This is a genomic window from Planococcus salinarum (assembly GCF_007004625.1).
GTDB lineage: Bacteria > Bacillota > Bacilli > Bacillales_A > Planococcaceae > Planococcus > Planococcus salinarum.
This window is the reverse complement of record NZ_ML660049.1, coordinates 137,194-160,503: the sequence shown is the minus strand read 5'-3', so window position 1 is coordinate 160,503 and position 23,310 is coordinate 137,194. Positions and strand designations below refer to the sequence as shown.

General features: G+C 42.5%; 18 protein-coding genes, 1 tRNA gene and 1 pseudogene. 7 read left to right on the top strand and 13 right to left on the bottom strand.

The window, feature by feature from the left end; all coding sequences use genetic code 11:
* Positions 1 to 208 (top strand): transposase (locus DIJ65_RS00730; RefSeq protein ID WP_391527587.1); only part of this gene is annotated, 208 nt, incomplete at its 5' end.
* A gap of 193 nt (positions 209 to 401) precedes the next feature.
* Here DIJ65_RS00730 and DIJ65_RS00725 read toward each other — a convergent pair.
* The 5 genes from DIJ65_RS00725 to DIJ65_RS00705 form a co-directional block, all read right to left on the bottom strand.
* Positions 402 to 1,487 carry an SDR family oxidoreductase gene (locus DIJ65_RS00725; RefSeq protein WP_117299662.1) on the bottom strand — a complete coding sequence of 362 codons (1,086 nt, stop codon included), beginning with the start codon at positions 1,485 to 1,487 and terminating at the stop codon, positions 402 to 404.
* A 219-nt stretch (positions 1,488 to 1,706) separates the two neighbouring features.
* Positions 1,707 to 4,766 (bottom strand): efflux RND transporter permease subunit, encoded by a 3,060-nt coding sequence (locus DIJ65_RS00720; protein WP_117299664.1) that lies wholly within the window; start codon positions 4,764 to 4,766, stop codon positions 1,707 to 1,709.
* 209 nt (positions 4,767 to 4,975) lie between these two features.
* Complete coding sequence (locus tag DIJ65_RS00715; RefSeq protein ID WP_117299666.1) at positions 4,976 to 6,544, bottom strand: peptide chain release factor 3; 1,569 nt, start codon at positions 6,542 to 6,544, stop codon at positions 4,976 to 4,978.
* A gap of 382 nt (positions 6,545 to 6,926) precedes the next feature.
* Positions 6,927 to 8,387, bottom strand: coding sequence for a UDP-N-acetylmuramoyl-L-alanyl-D-glutamate--2,6-diaminopimelate ligase (locus DIJ65_RS00710; protein ID WP_117299667.1), 1,461 nt, complete (start codon positions 8,385 to 8,387; stop codon positions 6,927 to 6,929).
* A 14-nt stretch (positions 8,388 to 8,401) separates the two neighbouring features.
* Positions 8,402 to 9,454 carry a M42 family metallopeptidase gene (locus tag DIJ65_RS00705; protein ID WP_117299669.1) on the bottom strand — a complete coding sequence of 351 codons (1,053 nt, stop codon included), beginning with the start codon at positions 9,452 to 9,454 and terminating at the stop codon, positions 8,402 to 8,404.
* A gap of 103 nt (positions 9,455 to 9,557) precedes the next feature.
* Here DIJ65_RS00705 and DIJ65_RS00700 point away from each other — a divergent pair, with 103 nt between their 5' ends.
* Positions 9,558 to 11,129: an ATP-binding protein gene (locus tag DIJ65_RS00700; RefSeq protein ID WP_117299671.1), complete on the top strand. Its 1,572-nt coding sequence runs from the start codon at positions 9,558 to 9,560 to the stop codon at positions 11,127 to 11,129.
* A gap of 65 nt (positions 11,130 to 11,194) precedes the next feature.
* Here DIJ65_RS00700 and DIJ65_RS00695 read toward each other — a convergent pair whose 3' ends face one another.
* Both DIJ65_RS00695 and DIJ65_RS00690 read right to left on the bottom strand, forming a co-directional pair.
* Positions 11,195 to 12,583: an aldehyde dehydrogenase gene (locus DIJ65_RS00695; RefSeq protein ID WP_117299673.1), complete on the bottom strand. Its 1,389-nt coding sequence runs from the start codon at positions 12,581 to 12,583 to the stop codon at positions 11,195 to 11,197.
* Positions 12,584 to 12,607: 24 nt separating this feature from the next.
* Positions 12,608 to 13,531: a Gfo/Idh/MocA family protein gene (locus tag DIJ65_RS00690; RefSeq protein WP_117299674.1), complete on the bottom strand. Its 924-nt coding sequence runs from the start codon at positions 13,529 to 13,531 to the stop codon at positions 12,608 to 12,610.
* Between the two features lie 125 nt (positions 13,532 to 13,656).
* Here DIJ65_RS00690 and DIJ65_RS16175 point away from each other — a divergent pair, with 125 nt between their 5' ends.
* On the top strand, positions 13,657 to 13,800 hold the full coding sequence (locus DIJ65_RS16175) for a hypothetical protein (RefSeq protein WP_185959459.1): 144 nt from the start codon (positions 13,657 to 13,659) through the stop codon (positions 13,798 to 13,800).
* Between the two features lie 87 nt (positions 13,801 to 13,887).
* Here DIJ65_RS16175 and DIJ65_RS00685 read toward each other — a convergent pair.
* Positions 13,888 to 14,727, bottom strand: a pseudogene (locus tag DIJ65_RS00685) (DNA-3-methyladenine glycosylase family protein).
* Positions 14,728 to 14,821: 94 nt separating this feature from the next.
* Here DIJ65_RS00685 and DIJ65_RS16450 point away from each other — a divergent pair.
* From DIJ65_RS16450 to DIJ65_RS00675, 3 genes are all read left to right on the top strand, one after another.
* Positions 14,822 to 15,058: a thermonuclease family protein gene (locus tag DIJ65_RS16450; protein ID WP_230321275.1), complete on the top strand. Its 237-nt coding sequence runs from the start codon at positions 14,822 to 14,824 to the stop codon at positions 15,056 to 15,058.
* Positions 15,033 to 15,539 carry a thermonuclease family protein gene (locus DIJ65_RS00680; protein ID WP_230321276.1) on the top strand — a complete coding sequence of 169 codons (507 nt, stop codon included), beginning with the start codon at positions 15,033 to 15,035 and terminating at the stop codon, positions 15,537 to 15,539. The genes DIJ65_RS16450 and DIJ65_RS00680 overlap by 26 nt, the downstream gene beginning before the upstream one ends.
* Positions 15,540 to 15,634: 95 nt before the next feature.
* Positions 15,635 to 15,707: transfer RNA gene (locus DIJ65_RS00675), tRNA-Val, on the top strand.
* 582 nt (positions 15,708 to 16,289) lie between these two features.
* Here DIJ65_RS00675 and DIJ65_RS00670 read toward each other — a convergent pair.
* From DIJ65_RS00670 to radC, 3 genes are all read right to left on the bottom strand, one after another.
* Positions 16,290 to 16,469: a hypothetical protein gene (locus DIJ65_RS00670; protein WP_117299676.1), complete on the bottom strand. Its 180-nt coding sequence runs from the start codon at positions 16,467 to 16,469 to the stop codon at positions 16,290 to 16,292.
* A 4-nt stretch (positions 16,470 to 16,473) separates the two neighbouring features.
* Entirely contained in the window at positions 16,474 to 17,490 is a 1,017-nt protein-coding gene (locus DIJ65_RS00665; RefSeq protein WP_117299678.1) for a GAF domain-containing protein, read from the bottom strand.
* Between the two features lie 104 nt (positions 17,491 to 17,594).
* Positions 17,595 to 18,095, bottom strand: a complete 501-nt coding sequence (radC, locus tag DIJ65_RS00660) for a RadC family protein (RefSeq protein WP_117299680.1) — start codon at positions 18,093 to 18,095, stop codon at positions 17,595 to 17,597.
* Positions 18,096 to 18,390: 295 nt separating this feature from the next.
* Here radC and DIJ65_RS00655 point away from each other — a divergent pair, with 295 nt between their 5' ends.
* Entirely contained in the window at positions 18,391 to 19,581 is a 1,191-nt protein-coding gene (locus DIJ65_RS00655) for an MvaI/BcnI family restriction endonuclease (RefSeq protein ID WP_117299682.1), read from the top strand.
* A 58-nt stretch (positions 19,582 to 19,639) separates the two neighbouring features.
* Here DIJ65_RS00655 and DIJ65_RS00650 read toward each other — a convergent pair whose 3' ends face one another.
* Positions 19,640 to 21,241 (bottom strand): DNA cytosine methyltransferase, encoded by a 1,602-nt coding sequence (locus tag DIJ65_RS00650; protein WP_117299683.1) that lies wholly within the window; start codon positions 21,239 to 21,241, stop codon positions 19,640 to 19,642.
* A 163-nt stretch (positions 21,242 to 21,404) separates the two neighbouring features.
* On the bottom strand, positions 21,405 to 23,300 hold the full coding sequence (locus tag DIJ65_RS00645) for a hypothetical protein (RefSeq protein ID WP_142836453.1): 1,896 nt from the start codon (positions 23,298 to 23,300) through the stop codon (positions 21,405 to 21,407).
* Positions 23,301 to 23,310 lie beyond the last annotated feature (10 nt).

The following is a 23,310-nucleotide window of genomic DNA, read 5'->3' as shown; positions in this document are numbered from 1 at the left end:
CCAGCGTGCCTTGAATGAAAATTCCAATGGTCTCCTTCGAAAAGACGGTCTGCCAAAGGAAATGGACTTCAACCAGGTGGATCAACCGTTCGTTTCTACGGTGGCCGACAAACGAAATAACATCCCACGGAAGTCGCTGGATTATCGTACACCTCTGGAAGCATTTTTGAGTCACCTGAATGGAGTCGATCTGTCTAGCTTAAATTGACAAACGGAAATATATATATTTCTGCAGAAAAAAGAAGAAGAAATATCATTGGTTTCATTATGCTTTTTCGCCAGGAAAAAACCATTGCCTCCTTAAAGGCAATGGTTTCACTAAACTGACTGCATTTATGATAGTTCAAAGGGCAGCCAGTTGTATTGGCAGTGCAGTCTCTCTTTATCAAATTGCAGATATTTCAACTGATCGGAATGTGGTAATTCCGATCCTTTTTGTGCAATTGGTAAAAAGCTACCATCTGCGGCATGCTGTCAAGGAAATCTGCACATTCAATGCCGCTACCCGCCAACAGCCGCTCGGCATTGGAGGTGTCAAAAGAAGCCGGCCAATCCATGTAATCCAAGGTTTCCATTTCAACACCCAGTATTTTTCGGACCGGTTTAAGCTCCAGGCTGGCCGCAGCCATCTTTTTCGGCAACCGCCCCTTTGGCACTTTTCCTGCCAGATGATAAACCATCGATCGGTAAACCTCCTCAACAGGGTGCGGGTTGGGATCCGTCAAATGCACGGTTTCTCCTTCGGCTGCTTTCAGGGTGCTTAAATAGATGGAAGCCTCCAATATATAATCGATCGGTACCACATTAATATAAGAGCTCGATTTTCCAATATAAGGGATAACCGGCAGTCGCCGCATCTTATCGATCATATTAAGGAAAAAATATGGCCCGTCAAATTTTATCGTTTCCCCCGTTTGGGAATGGCCGCGCACAATTCCTGGACGGATTATCGTTACCGGATGGTCTTTTTTCATCTTTTCAACCAGCACTTCCGCTTCGAACTTCGTTTCTTCGTAAAAGTTTTTGAATTGATCCGGCCGGATCAATTCATCTTCCCGCAAAACACCTTCGCGACTCCCTGCAACATACGCCGTGCTGAAATACATATACCGCTCCAGTGCCGGGAGGACGGATACGAACGTGTTCACTGATTCGGTGCCCTCTACATTGACCTTCCAGGCCAAACCACGCGGTACCGCAAGATCATAAATTGCTGCCAGGTGCCAAAAAATGATGGTTTTGTTTTGCAGGTGCAGATTGTCTTCCGGTTCAAGTCCAAGTCCCGGCTTGGTGATATCGCCTTCGATCAGGCGGATGGGACGACATCCGGCCTCCTGTTGAATCCGCAGAGCTTCCTTTTCCGCTTTCTCCCGCTCTGAAGCCAAAATTATAGCAGTTACTCCTGTATCCCGATCCTGCCTTATTGATTTACGGATCAGCTGACTGGCTATAAAACCTGGAAATCCTGTAAATACTGCTTCTCTCACAACTGATTCCTCCCATTTTAGATGCATGTAAAAACATGAAAGTCTGTGCAATTTCGATTTTTCCTGCTAATTTTCGCTGTCATTCTTAATTATACTAAATATTCCAATAAAAAACTTAAAAATAAAAAGCGAGCGATCATGCAAGAGCCTGTGCTCCTGCATCGCTACGCTAGCTTCGTCGTAAAGAGTCCTCCGAAATTCCTTCGGCTGACTCTTGGCTCACTTTTTATTCATCGATCGTGTCTCTTTATCGAAAAGACTGTAGACAATTGGAACAACATATAAAGTCAGGAAAGTCGAACTGATCAGACCACCGATTACGGCTATCCCCATCGGCTGGTTTATTTCCGTTCCTTCTCCAATCCCGACTGCCAAAGGTGACAAGCCGAGAATTGTCGTCAGTGCGGTCATCAAAATCGGGCGCATCCTGTCACGTACCGACGTGATGATTGCATCGAATGATCCCATTCCGCTTTCCTTTCGCTTGTTGATGTAATCGACCAGGACAATCCCGTTATTGACCACAATTCCCACGAGCACCAATATACCAATAACGGCTGTAATGCTTATTGGCGTCTGCGTGACGAACAAAGCGATTGCTACACCTATGACCATCAAAGGAACAGTGAACATGATGACGAACGGGTATTTGAATGATTCGAATTGAGCCGCCATAACCATATAGACAAGAACCACTGCCAACATAACCGCAAGGACCATATCGTTGATTGCGTTGTCAAACAGCTCCCGGTCTCCCCCAAATGTGATCATCGTTCCTTCGTCGAGATTCAATTCTTCAAGCGCGGCGTCAACATCGGCTGACATTTCCCCCATCGTGACATCCGACTGATGCTGCAGGGTGAAAGCCACGCTTCCTGCCTGGTCCACCCGCTGTATGCTTGCCGGGCCCTGGGCAATTTCGATATCTGCCAATTCCTGGAGCTCCACAAAAGTTCCGGAAGGCGTCCGCAGGCTGAGGTTTTGAAGATTGTCAAAGCTGTCACGATACTCTTCATCAATTTCAACAAATACACCAAGGACCTCATCCTGTTCGGTGATCAACTGGGTCGCCTGGACGCCCCTCGTAATATTGTTTACCGTCTGAGCAATCTGTACAGGGGCCATGCCGTATTCCGTGGCTGCCTCCCGGTCAATCGTCATCTGGATTTCATCGATCGTTTCATTCCGGTCGTTCGTCAGTTCCGTAACGGACGGTAAACTGCTCAGAGAATCACTGATTTTTTCAATGGCTTCTTCAAGCCTGACCGGATCTGTATCGGTCACGGTAAACGATAATGTGTTCGGTGTTGAACCGGCAGCCGTCTGGAGATTAAATCCGATTTCAGCACGGTCACCGACTTTTTTAATAATTTCAGGCTGTATATCATCGACAAACTCGAACACTGACCGGTCCCGCTCATCCAATGACACAAGTTTGATGTAAATTTCAGCTACGTTTGATTCCGGAGCCCCCTGGGCCTGGCCCTGCTGGGAAGTACCCACTAGACTGACGTAGACATCCACTTCTTCCTCGGCTTCAAGCTCTTCTTCAATCATTGTAACGACTTCGTCAGTGGCCGATCTGGATGCCCCGTTGTCAAGTTCCACCGAGACGCTGACGAAACCTTCATCCGTAGCAGGCAGAAATTCTGTACCCACCTGCGATACACCAAACGCCCCAATTATCAGGAACAACAATGTGGTCAATAATACAAGGATCCTGTGGCGCAATGCCCACCTGATGGATCTCTCAAAATTCTTAAGACCCTTCGATCGCCGGTTGCGTGCTTCAATATTGCCCTTAGGCTTTCTCAGCATACGTGATGCAAGCATCGGAATGACTGTCAGTGCAACCGCCAGTGATGCAAACAAACTGAAAGAGATTGTCAGGGCGAACTCGAAGAATATTTCACCAATCAGACCGGAGATGAATATGACCGGCACGAAAACTGCAATTGTCGTTAGAGTTGAAGCCGTAATAGCCCCCGCCACTTCTTTTGATCCATCAGAGGCGGCTTTTTTCGACGTTTTGCCCATTGCCAGATGACGTTCAATATTTTCGATAACGACTATGGCGTTGTCGACGAGCATGCCGATTCCCAAGGCCAGCGCACCTAGTGTCAGGATGTTTAATGCAAAATCAGCAAAATACATCAAAACAAAGGTAACGATGACGGAATAAGGAATGGCAATTCCGATAATGACTGGACTTTTCACTCCACGCAGGAAGAAAAACAGGACAAGCATTGCGAAAATACCACCAAAAATCAGCGTTTGACCGATATTTCCGACAGCCAGCTTCACATAATCCCCCTGGTCAAAAAGAATGTCCGCTTCCACCGAACTGAATCTCTCTTCTTCCAGTAATTCGTTCAATCGTTCCTGGAAAGCTGTGGACACATCGGCTGTATTTGCACCGGATTCCTGCAATGCCGCAAGCAGCACGGCCGGCTCCTGGTTGGCTCTCGTCTCACTGCTGCGCTCCCGTTCCCCTAACGTGACTTCCGCCACATCACCTATAGTCAGATTCTCGCCATCAAGTGGATCAACCGTGACCACAAGATCTGCTATTTCTTCGGGACCAGTCAATGTACTGAGAATCCGGGTGGTGAGGTTTCGGCCGTCTTCACTCTCGATCGGTTCACCGGGCAGGGAAATATTGCTGCCCTGGATCACCTGAACGATGTCCGATTGCTGCAGGCCGTTTTCCTCCAACAGCTCCTGATCCAGTGATATCAGTATTTCTTCTATTAAAGTTCCGGAAATATTTACATTTGCCACGCCTTCTGTCTGCAGCAATTCGGTTTCCAGCTCTTCTGCCAGCACCCGAATGTCAACATTCGGGTCGGTGGCACGCAGCGATAGCTGCAGTATCGGAAATTGGGAAGGATCGAATTTCAGAAATTGAGGAGTTCCAGCATCATCCGGAAGGAAAGTCTGGTCAATCCGTTGAAGTATGTCACTCTGGACATCATCAATTTCGGTGGACCAGTCAAATTCAAGAAGAATGAAGTTCGATCCCTCCTGGGAGGTGGACTGAATAGATTCGATTCCGGGCAATGTGGAAAGGTTAGCCTCCAGCGGTTTCGTCACTTTTTCATTAACCTCGGTCGGACTTGCGCCATTATAAGTAGTGACCACTACCCCGATGGGTGGGTTCAACTCAGGTATTAAAGTAACCGGGATCCTTAGAAATGAAATTGCCCCCAAAATAATGACCAAAAACATCGTCACTATCGTTAATACCGGTCTTTTTATTGAAAAATCACTCAACTTCATTATGTCAAACCCTCTCTGTTACTTCGTTCTTTTATCATATGAAAAACTTTCTCCTACCGCAAACTTTAACCTTTGGTTTGTAACAGAAATGAAACAAAATGAGAACAGAATTCTCCAGCCTGTTTATTTCTAAAATACAAAAAACCTGTCACAAGACAGGTTCTGGAAAAAACATGATTTACCTAATTACAAGGTCATCCGAAAGGATTTTATAACAAACTGTACAACCGGATACCCGGGTTTTTGTCCTGGAACCAACGGGTTGCGAATTCATTTTCAAACAGGAATACAAGATTGTCGAAACGGTCTTTTACCAGCATCGAACGGCTGCTGGACATGGATTCTTTCACATCTTCCTCATTTTCAATCCACCGCGCGATTTTGGAACCGATCGGCTCCATCCGGACATCCACATTGTATTCGTTCTTCATCCGGTGCTCGAAAACTTCGAACTGCAATTGCCCAACCGCTCCAAGAATTACTTCTTCCATATGAAGCGTTTTGTAATACTGGATGGCGCCTTCCTGCACGAGCTGAAGAATTCCTTTATGGAAGTGCTTTTGCTTCATTACGTTTTTGGCTGTAACTTTCATAAACAATTCAGGGGTGAACTGCGGCAGGTTTTCGAATTGGAATTTTTTACCACTCGTAATCGTATCCCCGATTTGGTAGTTACCGACATCATGCAATCCGATAATATCACCGGCTACTGCTTCTGCCACCATTTCACGGTCATCCGCCAGGAATTGGGTCGTTTGGGAAAGCCGGAATGACTTTCCGGTACGCGAAAGAGTGACATTCATCCCTTTTTCGAATTTGCCTGACACAATCCGGACGAATGCAATGCGGTCACGATGGGCAGGATTCATATTGGCCTGGATTTTAAAGACAAAGCCTGAGAATGGTGTTTCCACGGGATCGACGATGTCTTCTTCCTGCGTCATTCTCGGTTGCGGTGACGGTGCAAATTGCAGGTACGTTTCCAGGAAAGTCTGGACTCCGAAGTTGGCCAGTGCGCTGCCGAAGAATACCGGAGTCAATTCCCCTCTTTTTATACGGTCGATCGAAAAGTCATTGCCTGCTTCATTCAACAATTGAATATCTTCCATTGCCTGCGTGTAATAGGAAGACTTCTTCATGTCATGGTCTACAGCCAGTTCACCGTCTTCATCTATTGGCAGGAACCGGTCGCCTTCACTGCGGAAAGGTTCGACCCGCTTGTTGAAACGATCATAAATGCCGAGGAATTCTTTTCCCATGCCGATCGGCCAGTTCATGGCGTATGACTGGATTCCAAGGACTTCTTCAAGTTCTTCCATCAATTCCAGCGGCTCTTTCCCCTGGCGGTCCATTTTGTTGATGAATGTAAAAATCGGAATGCCGCGCATTTTACAAACTTTAAACAATTTGACAGTTTGTGCTTCTATCCCTTTTGCAACATCAATAATCATGACCGCGCTGTCCACGGCCATTAAGGTGCGGTAAGTATCTTCACTGAAATCCTGGTGTCCAGGTGTGTCGAGGATGTTGACACGGTGGCCATCGTAATCAAATTGCATGACGGATGAAGTGACTGAGATTCCCCGTTGTTTTTCGATTTCCATCCAATCGGATGTCGCAAACTTTCCGCTCTTTTTCCCTTTGACAGTCCCGGCATCCCGGATGGCTCCACCGAACAGCAGCAGTTTCTCTGTCAAAGTGGTTTTACCGGCATCAGGGTGGGAAATGATTGCAAAAGTTCTTCTATTTTCAATTTCATTTTTAATTTCGACTGACATGTTTTACGCTCCTTTAATCTACTCTCTTCATATTAGAGAAGGAAATGTGAAAAAACAAGAAATTTTATCTAAGAAATGCGCAAGCGCCCGTCTAGCCGCGACAAGCGCTGGAGGGTTTGGCCTTCATGGCGTCCTCTGCCATGAAGGTCAAAACCGAAGCGACTCGAGGGGCTGGGCGCTGGAGTCTGGACAATCAAGAAATGCGCAAGCGCCCATTTAGCCGCGACAAGCGCTGGAGGGTTTGGCCGCCATGGCGTCCTCTGCCATGAAGGTCAAAACCGCAGCGACTCGAGGGGCTGGAGACTGTACAAAGAGAAGGACTTGCGAAAATAAGTCTTCCTGAAATCTGAAATCATAAAAAAGAAGCCGCTCACGGCCTCTTTTAACTATACTTTTTCAACACTTCCTGCTTCGCAATTTCCTGGTCGCTGTGCGGGTATTTGGTGTTCCCGATAATTTGATAATCTTCATGCCCTTTTCCGGCCAGAATAATAATATCTCCTGGTTCAGACTGCTGGACCGCATGTTTAACAGCTTCTTCGCGATCGCCGATACAGGCATAGTTTGCATGGGCAATTCCGGCCTCCAAATCTTTCAGGATGCTCTCATACGGTTCGTCTCTCGGATCATCCGTTGTCAGAACCACGTAGTCGGCAACCGACGCCTTCCTTGCCATGTTCGGCCGTTTCGATTTATCTCTGTTGCCGCCGGTGCCGACAAGGAAGATAATCTTATTCTTTTTGAATCCGGCTACTGCAGCCAAAGCTTTTTCAATGGCGTCCGGAGTATGGGCATAATCGATGAAGACAGTTACAGGAGCCTCTATCGCCACTTTCTGCATGCGCCCCTGCACAGGTTCAATTGCAGCCAATGCAGTAAGGACCGCTTTCAGACTAAATCCCTCTGCGTACAAGGCTGTGATTGCCGCCAATGCATTGGACACATTGAAGTGGCCCAGCAATTTCATGGAAACGCGAAACTCCCCTTCAGGGCATACCAACCGGAATGAAGTGCCCGATTGATCCATCGCGATTTCATCCGCTTTGAATTGAGCCGGTTTTTCGATGCCATAAGTGAAGATTGGGTGGGAAGTCATTTTGGCGAACTGTTCAGACCACGGATCATCCGCATTCAGGACAGCGCGTTTCTTCTCATGAAGATCCTGGCCGAGCTGCGCAAACAGCAGGCCCTTGGCATGGCCATACTCTTCCATCGTTCCGTGAAAATCGAGATGGTCATGGGTCAGGTTCGTAAAAATGGCCGTATTGAACTCAACCCCCGCCAGGCGGCCGAGAACAAGCCCATGCGATGAAACTTCCATCGTCATATGGGAGCACGCCGCTTCTTTCGCACGTGATATCATTTTTTGGGTCGTTAATGCATCGCTCGTCGTATTTGCGGAAGGATGCATCTCCCCATTCAGATTAAAGCCGATGGTACCCGTCAAAGCCGATTTTTCGCCCAATTGCATAAGCATGGAATGAAGCATTCCGGCAACGCTTGTCTTGCCGTTGGTCCCGGTAACGCCAATCATCTGAATATCCTTTGACGGATAGCTGTAAAATTTGGACGCCAACAGCCCTAATGCACGGACCGTGTCTTCCACAATCAACACCGCCGGTCCTTCGACATCCACCGGCTTTTCAGAAAGAATCAGTGTCGCGCCACATTTCGTTGCCTGTTCGGCAAAATCATGGCCGTCTACCGTATAGCCTTCTATGCAAACAAACAATGAGCCCGGTACGGCATCCCTCGAATCCATCGTGATGTGTTCTATTTGTTCAGGCAGTTCGCCTGAAACCAATTTATAAGGAATATTTTCGAGTAACTCCCTGCTATTCATGAAAATCCTCCTAATCAGGAAACCAACGGTGACATTACATAAGCATAAAGCAATGCTGCCGAGGCTTTCAATGAATCTGTATGAGTCCGTTCGTAGGAATGTGATGCTTCTATCCCGGGACCAAATAATGCATGTTTCACGTCATAGCCTGCACTCATCGCTGCCGATGCGTCCGACCCGTAATATGGATATATATCCACTTTATGTTCAATTTTATTGTTCTTGGCCAAATCAATCAAGTGGCGCGTCAAACCGTAATGATAAGGGCCACTCGAATCTTTGGCACATATGGAAACCGTGTATTCATCGGAAGTCTGGCCGTCTCCGATCGCTCCCATATCCACTGCGATATATTCTTCCGTCTGCGCCGGAATATTGGAATTGCCGCCATAGCCGATTTCTTCATTATTGGAAATATAGAAATGTGTTGTGTATGGCAGTTTTTCTGAAGAGCCGCTGAGATGTTTCATCAATTCGAGCAACAGAGCCGTGCTGGCCTTATCATCCAAATGCCGGGATTTCACAAACCCGGATTTTGTGGTCGTAAACCTTGGATCGAATGATATAAAATCGCCCACCTCAATACCAAGTTCCCTAACCGCATCCTCTGAAAACGCTTTTTCATCAATTCTGACTTCAACATTATCCGCATTGCGCTCAGCTGTTCCGGCATCCTTGTATACATGCACCGTTGTTTGATGAAGCAGGATGGTGCCGGACAGGATCTTTCCGGAAGACGTATGTATAAGGCAATTTTCACCTTCAATAGCGTTGAATTTAAAACCGCCCACCAGAGACAGTTTCAGCCGTCCGGATGGTTTGATTTCTTTGACCATTGCACCGAGTGTATCCACATGTGCTGTCAATAAACGATGCCGTTCATCGTTCTCACCTCGAATGGTTGCGATGACTCCGCCTTTATTCGTTGTAATATGATCGATATTCCAACTGGTCATCATTTTTTTTATCGTGTCCATAATTTCCATTGTATAACCGGAAGGGCTCGGGATTGCTGCCAATTCACCCAAAAGTCCAATCGTTTCTTTAGAATTCCACTGATATGTCATACATGATGCCCCCTTAATAGGTTAATCATATCAAAATCAGGCGTTTTCGCACAGTCCTGACTGTAGTATTATTAATGAATCCATGAAAAGCCAGAGGTGTATGATGAAACATTCGAATGCAAACAGCCAGAAAAACACGTTATTCCTACAAATTTTCGGATTTTCCAGTCTTTTGCATATTGCCCTGAATACCATTTTCACTTTCAATGCCGCAGTCTATGCACCAGTCTTTGGACTTTTTGTTTATGTGACGCTATGGCTGCTGAAACGGCGCTTTGGGGTTACGGCCCTTCGCTTTCTACTATTGTATGCGATGAACATTTATATGTTCATCTTGAATATTGAATCATTGTCGGCGGTGACATTGGTCTACTTCTCGTTGCCGTTGCTTACCGCGGCCCTTCTCAGCGAATTTCGCCCAATGGCAATGTTAAGTATTGCCACATTGCTGGAAGTGCTTATTTTGGTTTTCTTTTTCGGCCAATTGGAACGCATGCCGTCCCAGCAATATAATCATCTGTCCATTTTCACATTCCTGATCATCGTCTTGCTGTTCACTTTTTCCCACACCTTCTATTTCAGCAGACTATGGCAGCAATTGCAGGAAAGGAACAAGTCGATGGAAGAAGCGCTCATTTCCCGGGAAGGTTATCTTCAATTATTTTTTGAAACCGCCAAGGACGCGATGGCAGTGTTTGATAAAGAAAATCGGGTGATTACAATCAACCCGGCATTCGAGAAACTGTATGGCTGGTCGGCCGAAGATTCATTCGGCACTAAAATAAAACCTTACCCGAAAGAAAAAGAGGAAGTGGCCGAACTGCAGGCCCTTGAATTGTTGAAAGGCAAAAGCTTCACTTTACTTGATACGGTCGATATGAAAAAAGACGGCACAAAATTTCACGCACAGATTACGCTATCCCCTATTTTGGACCGGAATCAAGAAGTCATCGCCACTTCGGTCATTTCGCGGGACATCAGCTACCAGAAAGAATCTGAGCAATTGCTGCTGCAAAGTGAAAAGTTGAAGCTTGCCGGAGAAATAGCAGCCGGAGTTGCACATGAAATCAGGAATCCCATGACGGTCATATCCGGATTTATGCAGATCATGCAACAGGATCCCGAACATCCATATCCGCAATATACCCAGCTTATCCACTCGGAACTTGAACGGATCAATTTGATCATCAGTGAATTTCTTGTGCTCGCCAAACCACAGGCACCAGTTGTTAGGAACTTCAGTTTGAGAAAGCTGATCGGCAATTTAACGTTGCTGTTCAGTTCCGAATTCAATTTGAAAGGAATCGTTTTCAAAGAAGAGTGGACCGGTGAAGAGGATTATACTCTTTCGGGGGAAGAACATTCCTTAAAACAGGTTTTCATCAATCTCTTTAAGAATTCGGCCGAAGCGATTCATTCCCAAGGAACTATCAGCCTGGCAATCTCCACTGCGGACTGTAAAACGGTCTCCATAAAAATTTCCGACAGCGGCATCGGCATGTCCCCGGAAAGTCTGAGCAGGATTTTCGAACCGTTTTACACAACCAAAGAAAACGGAACCGGGCTGGGTCTTCTTATTTCACAGAAAATCATTCAGGATCACGGTGGATCCATAAAATTGTCAAGCAAAGCCGGCAAAGGGACGACGGCAGAAGTTTTGCTGCCAAAAATATAAAAAGGGGCCGGCTGGCCCCTTTTTAATTTGGAAAATTCATCTTTCCTCAATCTGTGATGCACTGATTATTTCAATAATCCCCTGACGTATTTCACTTTGTTCTTATACGGAGGAAACAGAACGTTTGTTGAAATTTTCGTCGATTTTTTCAGAATCGATTTAGCATGGGTGAAGGTTTCGAAACTCGACTTGCCATGATAGGAATTCATGCCGGATGGACCTACTCCACCAAACGGCAGGTAGGCGCTGCCAACATGAGATACGGTATCATTTATGCAGCCTCCGCCAAACGGCAGTTCTTCAAGGAAAAAGTCAATTGCACGTTCATTTTCCGAGAAAATATATGCTGACAATGGTTTTGGAAGCTGGCGAATCTGGCGCAGAAGAAGTGGCAGATCCTGGTACGTAATGATCGGCAAAATCGGCCCAAAAATTTCATCTTCCATCGAAGGGCTGTTCCAGTTGATGTTATCCAGCACCGTCGGCTCGATATAAAGATTCGAACGGTCGGTATTTCCACCGTAGATAATGTTGCCGGATTCTGAATCAATAATTTCCGCCAGGCGGTCAAAATGGGAAGTGGAAACAATCCGCCCATAATCGGGACTTGCCTGGGCATTTTTTCCATAAAAACTATTGATAGTCTTTTTCAATTTTTTGATGAATTCTTCTTTGACCGATTCGTGGACGCAGACATAATCAGGCGCAACGCAAGTCTGGCCCGTATTCATCAGCTTGCCCCAGGCAATCCGTTTGACGGCCAGGTCGATATCCGCTGTCTGATCGACAATGGCAGGGCTTTTGCCTCCCAGTTCCAACGTGATCGGTGTCAGCCTTTCCGAAGCCGCTTTCATAACGACTTTCCCGACTTTTACGCTGCCTGTGAAGAAAATATAGTCAAATGACGCATGGATCAACGCGGTCACTTCTTCGCGCTCACCCTCCACAACCCGCACATAGTATGTGGGGAATGCTTCTTCCAAAATAATCCGTATGGCCCGTGCCACATGCGGAGTTGTTTCCGAAGGTTTGACGATCGAGCAATTGCCTCCTATAATAGCGCCGATTAAAGGTTCCATTACCAGCTGGAATGGGTAGTTGAATGGGCCGATGACCAAAACCGAACCATATGGCTCACGGATAACAAAACTTTTCGATGGCTGCAGATGCAAAGGTGTTTTAACCTTTTCCGGTTCCATCCATTCATCAAGGTTTTTTTGCATGTGTCCGATGCTGTCGAGTACAAAACCGACTTCCGTTCCATAGGCTTCAAATTCACTTTTGCCCAAATCGCGCTCTAGTGCGTCAATAATGATTTCTTCATTGGCCACGATGGATTGTTTCAGGTTTTCAAGTTGCGCTTTTCGGAATTCTGAAGAGCGCGTTGCACCAGTAAAATAGAAATTCCGTTGTTCCTGGATCATGCGTTCAACGTCATTGGCAGTAAAATTCATATAGTAGCCTCCTGTAATATTGGTTTATTCTGTTATCAACTGATCGATAAGCCGCTGGATGCTCAACCCCTCTTCAAACGGGACAAGTGCGGTCGACATCGCTTTCATTTCCTCAAATAGACTTGGCACCTCGGAAAAATCCGTTAACTGTATTCTTTCCCCCTGCTCCTTGGTGATAAACAACTGCGACCAATTCTCCAAAGTCAAAACCCCTTTGCTTCCAATAATCTTAAATTGAAGCAACTCTTTCTGGCCGACTCCACTGAGTCCGGTTAACAGCAAAGGAATCGTTTCATTTACCATCCCGTGGGCCAGTAAGCCCGTTTCACACAAATCCGGTTGTTCGGGGTATGTGACCTGATGCGCTGCTATTGATATCCCTCCGAAAATCCGCTCGATCAATTGAAGGTAATGCGGAAAAACTTCTCGGATAAAGCCTCCTTCAAGCCTGGAACCGATCCATGGGGTCTGTTGCCAGGGACGCGGCCAGGTGGGGAAAACTGTTTGCAATTCGACTCTGGCGATATCGCCGATACTGCCCGTTTTTGCAAGCTTGGCCATTTCATGCACCGCCGCGCTGTACATCAGCGGAAAGTGCATCGCCGAACGAACCCGGTTTTCCGTTACTGCTTTGACCATTCTTTCCCCGGCTTCCGCATTATGTGCAAGTGGCTTTTCACTCAAAATGTTGATCCCTGCGTCTGCAGCCAAGCTGGCAATTTCCGCATGCGAAGCAGGCGGAGTGCCAATATATACCCAATCAGCTTTTGAATAGAGGATTTCATCAAGTGTGGCAGCAGCCGGCACGCCATAATCATTCTGCAAATCCTGCAGGCGCTTTGAATTTTCATCAAATACCGCCACTATTTCAACGCCATCCTCCTCTTGGATTTGTTTGATAATACGCTCTCCTACAATTCCAGCACCTATAATTCCAATTGAAATCACGAACCATCTCTCCCTTTAAGGCCAAAAGGCTTATTTTCGTATCTGTTGTTTATAAGTGTAACCCTCAAGGGTATAGAATAGTCAAACAATTACATCAGGAAGAATTTAAAGGAGGGGCATAATTTATGAAAGAAAATACAAATTGGTGGGAACCAGTATTTACCGGACAACTGGAAATCGGTTTGAATAAAGAAAAGCTCGAAGATGTTGAAGAGGAAGCCTTCCTCTATTATGACCATCACATCCAGGAAGTGGAGTCATCGCTGTAAGTGAAAAGCGTAATCGTTTCCTGTCCTATGCTTACATAAAAACGCCTTTTTCAATGCAACTATTGAGAAAGGCGTTTTGTTGTCCCTTTATTGTTCGATGCTTCTCCAGAGATATAAAGAAACATAGGACAGATAGGGGGACCAACCGGGGAGATGTGGAAGGATTTCTTCAACTTTCGGTTTCAAGTCCATAGCCCACTGTATTTTCAAAGCATTCTGCAGCCCGATATCCGCTATTGGAAACAAATTCGGGCGGCCAAGACCGAACAGCAGAAAATTTTCAGCAGTCCATGTTCCGATTCCACGGTACGCCACAAGCTCCGCCCTGATTTCGTCATCCTCTTTAAACCGCATGCCTTCCAGATCGAGCCTGCCCTTAGCGATCGCCTGCGACAGGCCGATAATATACTCAGCTTTGCGGGTACTGAACTGCATTTCCCGAAATTCCTGCGGATCCCTTTAAGCTATATTTTCCGGAGAGGGATAAAACCACACTCCTGACTTTTCATGGCCGTAGGTTTTAACGAAACGGCTCGTCAATGTATGGGCAAATGCCATATTCAATTGCTGATGGATGATGCTTTTCATCAAAGCTGCGTACAAAGAAAATTCCCGGACAATCGGAGTGCCCCGGTGTTTCTCAAACAGATCCGCTAATGACGTACCCTCAAAATGTTCGTGAACGGGGTCCAATGATTGATGGAAATGAAAGATTTCCATGATGGCCTGGTGCTGTTCCTCTTCTGCACCGCTTATCTCAAAAACCGGTTCTTTTTTCGTGCCAAGGGCTCTTACAGTCACAAGATTTCCGGCTGCCATTGGGACCTGCACACTTTTCCCGGCCAGATTGATTGCATTCAGCGGATCCTTCGACATGCGCACGAGAGCGCTGTCGAAATCGTATTCAAAGGATAAGGTCAAACGCATATGATCACCCCTCACTTCAAATTACCCGAACGTGTTTTCGATTGCAAGCCGCGTCCCATCAAAATATAATGAGAACACGAAAGAGGCGATTTCTTTGAAACTAGCAACAGTTTTTCTCCTTGCACTCCTGACAGCCGGATGCGGCCTTGCCGATTCCATAGATACGGGCGGAAACAGCAACCAGGTGCCAGTGGAGGTGCTTTCCGTCATAGACGGCGATACCATCAGGATTCTTTACGATGGCGAGAAAACCACCGTCAGGTACCTTTTAATCGATACTCCGGAGACCAACCATCCCCGCTTCGGTGAACAGCCATCCCCGCTTCGGTGAACAGCCACTTGGCCCTGAAGCCACAGAGGCAAATCGGCAGCTGATCAAATCCGGTGATGTAACAATCGAATTTGACGTCGGTGAACGCGTTGATGATTACGGCCGCCTGCTGGCGTATCTGTATGTCGACGGGGAAAGTATACAGGAACAGCTGCTTGAAGCTGGCCATGCGCGTGTTGCATACATCTTCCCTCCCAATACTCGTTATCTTGAGGAGTTTGAAAATGCGGAACGGCAGGCCAAAGAACAGCGCCTGGGTATTTGGGAGTTTGAAAATTACGCCACGGACCGCGGCTTCGACAGCGATGGAATAGAAGAAACGGAAACTGGCGATTGCGACATCAAAGGAAACATTACCCGCAATGGAGATAAAATCTATCACTTGCCGGACAGCCATTCGTACGAACAGACAAATCCGGAAGAGTGGTTCTGCTCTGAACAGGAAGCCCGTGATCACGGCTTCCGCAGCGCTGCCCAATAAACAAGCTCCGTGAGACAATTTGCAATGAGATTTCTTTCCAGGAGTATTGACATTTTTCAAGAGCGCGCTATAATTAGAAATGTCCTTGAAATTGCGATTCCTTAGCTCAGCTGGGAGAGCGCTACCTTGACAGGGTAGAGGTCGCTGGTTCGAGCCCAGTAGGAATCATATAATTTTATATGAGAAACCCTTAGAGAACTAGGGTTTTCTAAATAAAGAACCATCTCTGATCAGAGATGGTTCTTTATTTCTGTCTATTGGTCACAATATGGTCACCTAAACTTTAAAAATGGAAATACTTAATAAATACAAGGCAATTCCTTTTGAGAAAAATATTACTTTTAGAACCATGAATTTTATAAACGTCCATACACTAAGCACTGTTTATCAATAAAATTCAAGTAACTACTGAACGCCCCTTTATTCCAGCCATGGCTGCAATTACTATAAAGTTTTCCGGCATAGATATAAAAAAGCATTCGTTGTTCAATATGTCTCAAAAAGCGACTTGTACTAAATACGAACACGAAACATTTCTTCGGCCGGTTAGAATAGAAGGTATAATATTATGGAAAATGAAAGAAAAAATTAAATGATATGTCCACTACTATAACCACTAGCGCATTAATCAAAAAAACGACTGTTACAAGCCCAGTATCGTACTGAGCTCATAACAGTCGTTTAGCTGCTTAAGCAAACTCTAAATTTAAGGGTTTACTACCTTAAGTTGTATACTATCTTTCTTACTAATCATTTAAAAATTTGCTCAATGACGTAAGAAACTATGCTTTTCTTTTTATTAAGGTTATTAATTTCATTTTTAATTTTATTCCTAACATCGTTACTTGCTTGGATTTTTCCGAAAGCATCTTCTAAAATCTTATCTACTTCCTTCGAACCAGTGGGTCTATACTTTTCTAAAGTCGGCATAAAATCACCCCTCTGACTTATCTAAGTTCATTTTATCATATAATAAAATAAGTGTACATATTCTTGCATAGAACTCTACAGTTAATAAATCTTCATTAATAAATCCATCCTCAGCTTCTGATTGAAGACAAAAGACACCGAGTGTTTCTTCATCTACATTTAAAGGAAAACCCATAATTGATCCAATCTTTGTAACAGGTATACCACCACCAGCAAATCTATTATCTGATGGATTAATATCATTTACTATTTCAGGTTCATTTTTCGCCCAAATGTCTCCGGCAAATCCTTCTCCTTTTTTAAATCTTCTTTTATCTACTGATTCAAAATTAATTCGAACGCTGGAAGCAACGATCAACTCGTCTCCTCGCACTTTAAATAATGTAATACTTTTATCACTTTGATCTTTTTCAAGTATTGTTATACATTCTTCTAGAACGATTTTTAAACATTCTTCTTTAGTATGTTTATTCTTTTTATAAAGCGCATAGTTTATAGATCTGATAACCCTGTTACTATTGTTTGCATGTCTCATCATGATTCGTATTCTATTATAAAGTTCACTTACACTTTCTTGTAATTCTCTTTGAACTTCATCAGATTCTTTTAACAGCTTAAATTTATGATTAAAATCTACCACTAACTCGTTATATTTCCTTTGCAAATCGCCCTGATCTTTTTCGTAAGTGGGATCAAAAAAAGGATTAGGAAAAGATGTTACACCAGTACCGATTTCGATTCTCTTATTTTTTCTCCATATTATAGTTAGTAATTTTATAATCCTAAATGTTAAATAAAGCATTCCAATAATGCTATAAATATCCCATTTCTCAATTTCTTCATTATTTTCTATGAGATTGAGTTTTTTAGACCCAATAGTCAAATACTCGGCAATTACGGGTAGTAATGTATTTAAAAATATTATTAGAATTACCAAGGCTGTTAAATAGGCGAGGAATTTCCTACCCTTGGATAGCGGCAAGAAATTAACTTCCTCTTCCCCTTTTTTTATATCACTCAATAACTATCACTCCTTAGTAACCCCTGTGTTCTTTAACTATACATCAAATAGACTAGTTATTTAAGGCTATTTTCAAATTCTTATTTACATAAAATATGCACTTTTCACAAATACCCTTCTTGTTTAAAAGATAAATACGAATCATCTCCAAGTATCAAATGGTCTAATAGTTCAATTCCTATGATTTCCCCTGCCTCTTTTAATCTTTTAGTTACTTGATGATCTTCTGGTGAAGGAGTGCAATTACCTGACGGATGATTGTGGCCAACAATTATTGAAGCAGCATTACTCAAAATTGCCGACTTCATAACTTCTCGAGGATGGACAATGCTTGCATTTAAACTTCCAACGTGGCAGACATTTATTGAAACCGGCTGATTTTTTATATCTAGGGATATTACTATAAAATGCTCGCGATCCCGATTTTCCAAAAAGAACTTTAATAAATTATAACTGTCTTCTGGCGATTTCACTGACCTTTCTTTATAAAGCAAAGAAGATTCTTTTACCATTTTTACAGAGACAATATTAATTCGCTTTGCTGCGCTTTGAACTCTTTTTTCCAAATTCTTTTTCTTATTAACCACATTTTCTTCTTTATACATATTAAACGCCCCCTCTATTAAATTTGCCTTGTTCTAAACTAGATAGAACCAAGATCTATTCAAGTAGATAATATATATTTGTAAACTAACGTTATGCGGACGGACTTAATTAACATAATTTATCTATCTATAATCCTTCTTCTATTTACCGCCCTCCAGACAACTTATATCTCGCCCCGCAACAAATATGTATAATCGGTTGACATTGTTATTATATGGGCGTATTGTATAAATACACCCAAGATTTTTACCCATAAGGATAAAAATAATCGTACCCACAAAAAGGAGCGGTCTTATGGAATTTATTCCTAATGAAGAAGAATTGACTTTAATTAAAAATGTGTTGGATTTCCATCCAAAAGATTATGCTGTTGTCAGGTTGACTGAAACAATGTTGAAAAAATCAATCATAGACGCCTCAGCCCTTATCCGACCTATGCTTAAGAAAGGATTAGGTGTGAATTACGATACAATCCCTCAGGGGACTGACGGTAAAGAGACTAGACAAGGTATAATTGTCGGGCACAAAGTCCACCCTGCCCAAACTTCTTATTATCGCCCACTAAGTAAAGGTGGCGACCCCCGACTTTGGGTTTATGGTTTGAAAAAAAGAGTTAAAAGCGGTGATATGATTATGTTGACTATTCATAATCAGCAGTTAGTTATAATACCGTTATTACCCGGCATCGTGAACAAGGAGATTTTAAAAGAAATCTTCGGAGAACCCGAGATCAATGTCGATAAAGCTGATTTGGCAGAATTGATTTACGAATTGTCCAATCGAGGGCCTATTGTAAGTGTGGCAGGCCATAAAAATTATCCACGAGCTGTAGGCGATACATTCGAAAAAGCTCTGGGTATTATTCCGAATTCCAGCAAAGTCGCTGATTTCAGGTCTAAAATCGAACTGAAGGCGAAACGAAAAGGATCTACAACAAGTGACACCCTATTCTCAATGGTGCCAAATTGGGATAATAGCCAGATTCGTTCTTCAAATGAAATGATTCGAAAATACGGTTATATTTCATCAAGGCATCCCGGCTTTATGGATTTATTTGTGACAGTAAATCACAAAAAAAATAATCAAGGTCTTTATCTCGAAGTCGATGAAGAGAAAGGGCTCTTATATCAAATTCACGAAGACTCAGCAGGAAAAAAAGAAATCACTTGTCTATGGAAGTTGGAAGACATTGAAAAGCGACTTCTTGAGAAGCATCCTGAAACAGTATGGGTTTTAGCAGAGCAAACGCTAACTGAAGCAGGTTATCATTTCCACTACAATGATGCTGTTTATACTCACTCTCCTATTTTCAGCTCTTTCTTGATGCTGATATCGCAAGGTATAATCACATACGATTGGCGTGGCCGAGTAAGAAGCGATGGCACTGGTTACAAGGATAAGGGGCATTGTTTTAGAATCAAACCCAAATTTAGAAATGTTTTATTCACTGAAACAGATACTGATTTTCTTAAAAACCTCTCCTAGAGTAAAATCCATAAAAATAGCCCCCGACAGTTAAACAATGTCGGGGGCTATTTAAATATTAAATAAGTTGATTTTGCTCAGTTCCTGATCCTGTCAAAGCATTTGTTTCTTCAAGAGCTCGCCTGATTTCAGTGGCAATTGCAAAAGCTAAGAGTGGAGGCACGGCATTACCAACTTGTGTATACTGGGGAACCTCATCTCTTCGACGATCCCCACCAGTAGTTCTCTTGCCAATAAATTCAAAACTATCATCGAAACTTTGAATCCTTGCCATTTCCCTTACAGTTAAAATCCGATCCTCAAAAGGATGAATAAAGTCGTCAGGCAAAGTCAACATAGTGGGCGCTACTCCCTGACTATCCAATCTACTGCGGGTATTTTTCTTTGTTAGTAAGGCTTCCATTAAAAGAGGGTTACTTGTAACCGCTTGGTTATTAAGGAAGAAATCTAGCATTTGTTCCCTCGTCATGTGAGTATTCCAACTATTTACACAATCTTCCAAAATAACATTTAAATCCTCTGCAGATATACCAAATTCCTTAGCAGTTTTATTAGCCAGTTTTGTAAAGTTTTCTTCCTCAGATAAGTATAGCTTCCAAAGGACCCTATATAATTTATTAAATCTCTTCTGGTCCACTTCGTTTTCACCAAGGAATTCTGGCGCTATATTTTCTAATAATACTCTTAGCGTTTCTCGATTACTTTCTTTGTTTGCTACGAACAGACACTCATTCAGTAAATTTGGATAATCGATCAGATTTAAACCGTTAAGAGCGATTCTTGTCTCTAAATTCTTCGCGGATTCACCTTCTCTGAATAGAGAAAAACGCTCCGAAATTACACTGCTATGACTCGATTTCTCATTGTTCAAAATACGATTCAAATTTGCCACAGGGGTTCTCGTAATAAAATGGGGAGTTCTTCCATTCCTTAAACTTTCCGCATATGCCGAAGGCTCCATATTAGTCCCTAAATCCCCTAGAGCTTCGAAAACAGTGACCCTTTCATCGAGTTCAGGAGTCGTGGGTTCCGGATATCTTGCTGGCACTACATCATGACGGGAAGCAATAAAAATAGCTCTTGTTCTTCTTTGTGGAACGCCATAATGAGATGCATTAAGTATTCTAGGCTGTTCAATATGATAACCGAAATGGGTTAACTCGGATTCTAAAACTTCTGCAACTCGAGTACGATCCGGATAAACTACTCCACTAACACTTTCAAATCCATCATTTAACTCCATACTCATAAGGCCTTCAACATTTTCTATCACAACATATTTCGGGTTAACTTCACTGATAATTCTTAAGTATTCCCGAAATAATGTATTTCTTGGGTCGTCACGATCTCTTCTGCCAGCTATACTAAACCCTTGGCATGGCGGTCCCCCAAAAATAGCATCTATTTCAGTCAAGTGATTCTCCCTAAAGAAGTTTAAGTTATTGATACGTGAAAATATAATTTCTCCTGTCAAATCCCTAATATCGGCTAATTCAAAATGTGTATTATCACCTTGTACTAAACCAAGTTGTCTATGACGGTTTTCGTAAGTCTCTTTGACATGTGCACTTCTGTCACTTGAGAAAACAATATGGAATCCTGCTTGAAGAATACCTTCACTAAATCCTCCAGCTCCACAAAATAAGTCTACTACATGCATTTTTCTCCACCTCGCGTATTTTAATGTATCACAAAAGCTTAAAAATTTCAGGTGCATTTCCCTATATTATTGCTTTTGTTTTTTAAATTTCAAACGGAGTTATTTTTAATAGTATTTTTACTGAAATAAACAAGACAACTCTGCATTAGAGTTGTCTTGTTTATTATCCAAATAATTTTATATTTGCTTGATCCTCAGAGAATAATGACATCGATTTCTTTGGCTCACTTGGTATAAAAATATAAATACTTTCGCCATATTTCGGTTTATAAAAATGGTACCAGCGCTCTAGTCCTAAAATTTGGTACCGGCCATCACTCAAACAGTCTATCCATCCGTCATATATTGACCCTTCAAAATCTGTTATTTGGTATCTTGCATATTGTTCAACTTGGTTAAAATACTCAAGAAGATAACGATTAATTAATATTCGTTTATAATCTAAGCATTGTTTAGAAATAAAGTATTCAACCATTACACCGTCTTCTATTTCATAAATTGTTGGGTTATTGTCCGGTAATGCTAATTTAAACGGAAATTTAAAGCGAAACAGGTCTCTAAACGATAAGTTCCATTTTTTTAAGGAATACACTCCACGGGCCACATGAACAATTTCTTCATTTTCATTTAAGTCTAAGTATAAAGTAGTGGCATTCATATTCATCCCTTTTTTTCTCAATTGCTGATGCAATTCGGCTTTATGGACCGGTCTATCCATTTTCTCAATAATAGATACTAATTCGTAACCAATTCTTAAATGAAGGTGCGGATCATACTCTGACAAGCCCCATTCTTTCAATGCCCAATACCCTCTACTTGGGCGTGACAACTTGGGCTCAGTTAAAAGTACAGAAGAAATGGAAGCGGAATAATTCCTTGCACTTCTTATTTCAGCTTCAAGTTCAGTATACGGGACTGGGGAGCCATATTCTTTAAGAATTAAATATGCTACATCGCCTAAACGCATTTGATTATAGGGTGCAACAGTAATATCATATACACGATTCCCAATAATCGCCACTTCTCCCCAGCCCTTTAAAAATAACTTAAAATCAAAGAGGTTAATGTTTATTCCAAGTGGTTCCAAAATCTTTATTGTATAACTAAAAAGATCTGCTATTGTAATGCCATTTTCATTACTTGAGAGCTTTTCTTGTATGAAAGGAATTATTTCTTTTACTATTTCCTCATTTAACTGACTAAAGTTTAACTTATAACTATCATTGTCACATTCTTTAAATTCTGGCCAAAAGGATAAACTCTCTCTAATTTCAGTTTCGTTATAATCTTTAAGGCAATAAATAATATCTGAAACTGTTGATATACCTTTCTCATTTAAAAAAGAATTTATACTAGATATTAAATTTGAATCAATTTTACATTCCCACTCTTTTAAAATCCAGAATTCCGTATCTCTCACTTTAGTAACATTAAGTATATTTAGCATAAAAATAAGTAACGCTTTTATTTCTCCTGATACAAAAAGCATACCAAAACTTCTATAGATTAACTCCTCAATTTTCAAAGGTTTATTCTCAACTATAAAAGTGGAAACAATAAAGTCTTTCCACCCTAATTTTTTACAGTAGTTGATCTTGGAAAACTTTAAAATCGCTTCAGGCACATTTTTTACAGGTACCCAATGACTTCCAAGTAGAATCATTTCATTTTGTAAACTAAGCAGAAGATTCAACAAGTTGATTGTCAATGGAATTTTTGTAGATATTAGAGTTAAATTGCCATTATGCAATTTGAGAAGAAGGGTTACTTTTTGCAGGATTTCGCTCTTTGAAATATTGTATAATTCACATAGCCTTTTTAAATTATCTAGAGTTTCAATTTGGTGATTTACATATACTCCCTGACTAAGCTCTATCCAATTTAAAGCACTTAAATTTGATTTGGCTTCTTCAAATTTAACACCTGTTATATCAGACCAATAAAGTAAGTCATCTTCATGAAAAGACTCCTTGAAAATTCTATTAAATCCTTCGAAAAAATTTTTTATATCAATTTTCTTATGATTCTTCAATGCAGGTGTAAGATCCATTATTTTCACCTATCTATCC

Coding starts and splice junctions, on each gene's coding strand:
- DIJ65_RS00705 (WP_117299669.1), bottom strand. CDS start 9,454: ATGACATATCAGTGGAATTCTAAAGAAACGATTGGACTTTTGGGTGAA.
- DIJ65_RS00695 (WP_117299673.1), bottom strand. CDS start 12,583: ATGAATTTTACTGCCAATGACGTTGAACGCATGATCCAGGAACAACGG.
- DIJ65_RS00710 (WP_117299667.1), bottom strand. CDS start 8,387: ATGAATAGCAGGGAGTTACTCGAAAATATTCCTTATAAATTGGTTTCA.
- radC (WP_117299680.1), bottom strand. CDS start 18,095: ATGTATAAAGAAGAAAATGTGGTTAATAAGAAAAAGAATTTGGAAAAA.
- DIJ65_RS00670 (WP_117299676.1), bottom strand. CDS start 16,469: ATGCCGACTTTAGAAAAGTATAGACCCACTGGTTCGAAGGAAGTAGAT.
- DIJ65_RS00655 (WP_117299682.1), top strand. CDS start 18,391: ATGGAATTTATTCCTAATGAAGAAGAATTGACTTTAATTAAAAATGTG.
- DIJ65_RS00720 (WP_117299664.1), bottom strand. CDS start 4,766: ATGAAGTTGAGTGATTTTTCAATAAAAAGACCGGTATTAACGATAGTG.
- DIJ65_RS00650 (WP_117299683.1), bottom strand. CDS start 21,241: ATGCATGTAGTAGACTTATTTTGTGGAGCTGGAGGATTTAGTGAAGGT.
- DIJ65_RS00700 (WP_117299671.1), top strand. CDS start 9,558: ATGAAACATTCGAATGCAAACAGCCAGAAAAACACGTTATTCCTACAA.
- DIJ65_RS16175 (WP_185959459.1), top strand. CDS start 13,657: ATGAAAGAAAATACAAATTGGTGGGAACCAGTATTTACCGGACAACTG.
- DIJ65_RS00715 (WP_117299666.1), bottom strand. CDS start 6,544: ATGTCAGTCGAAATTAAAAATGAAATTGAAAATAGAAGAACTTTTGCA.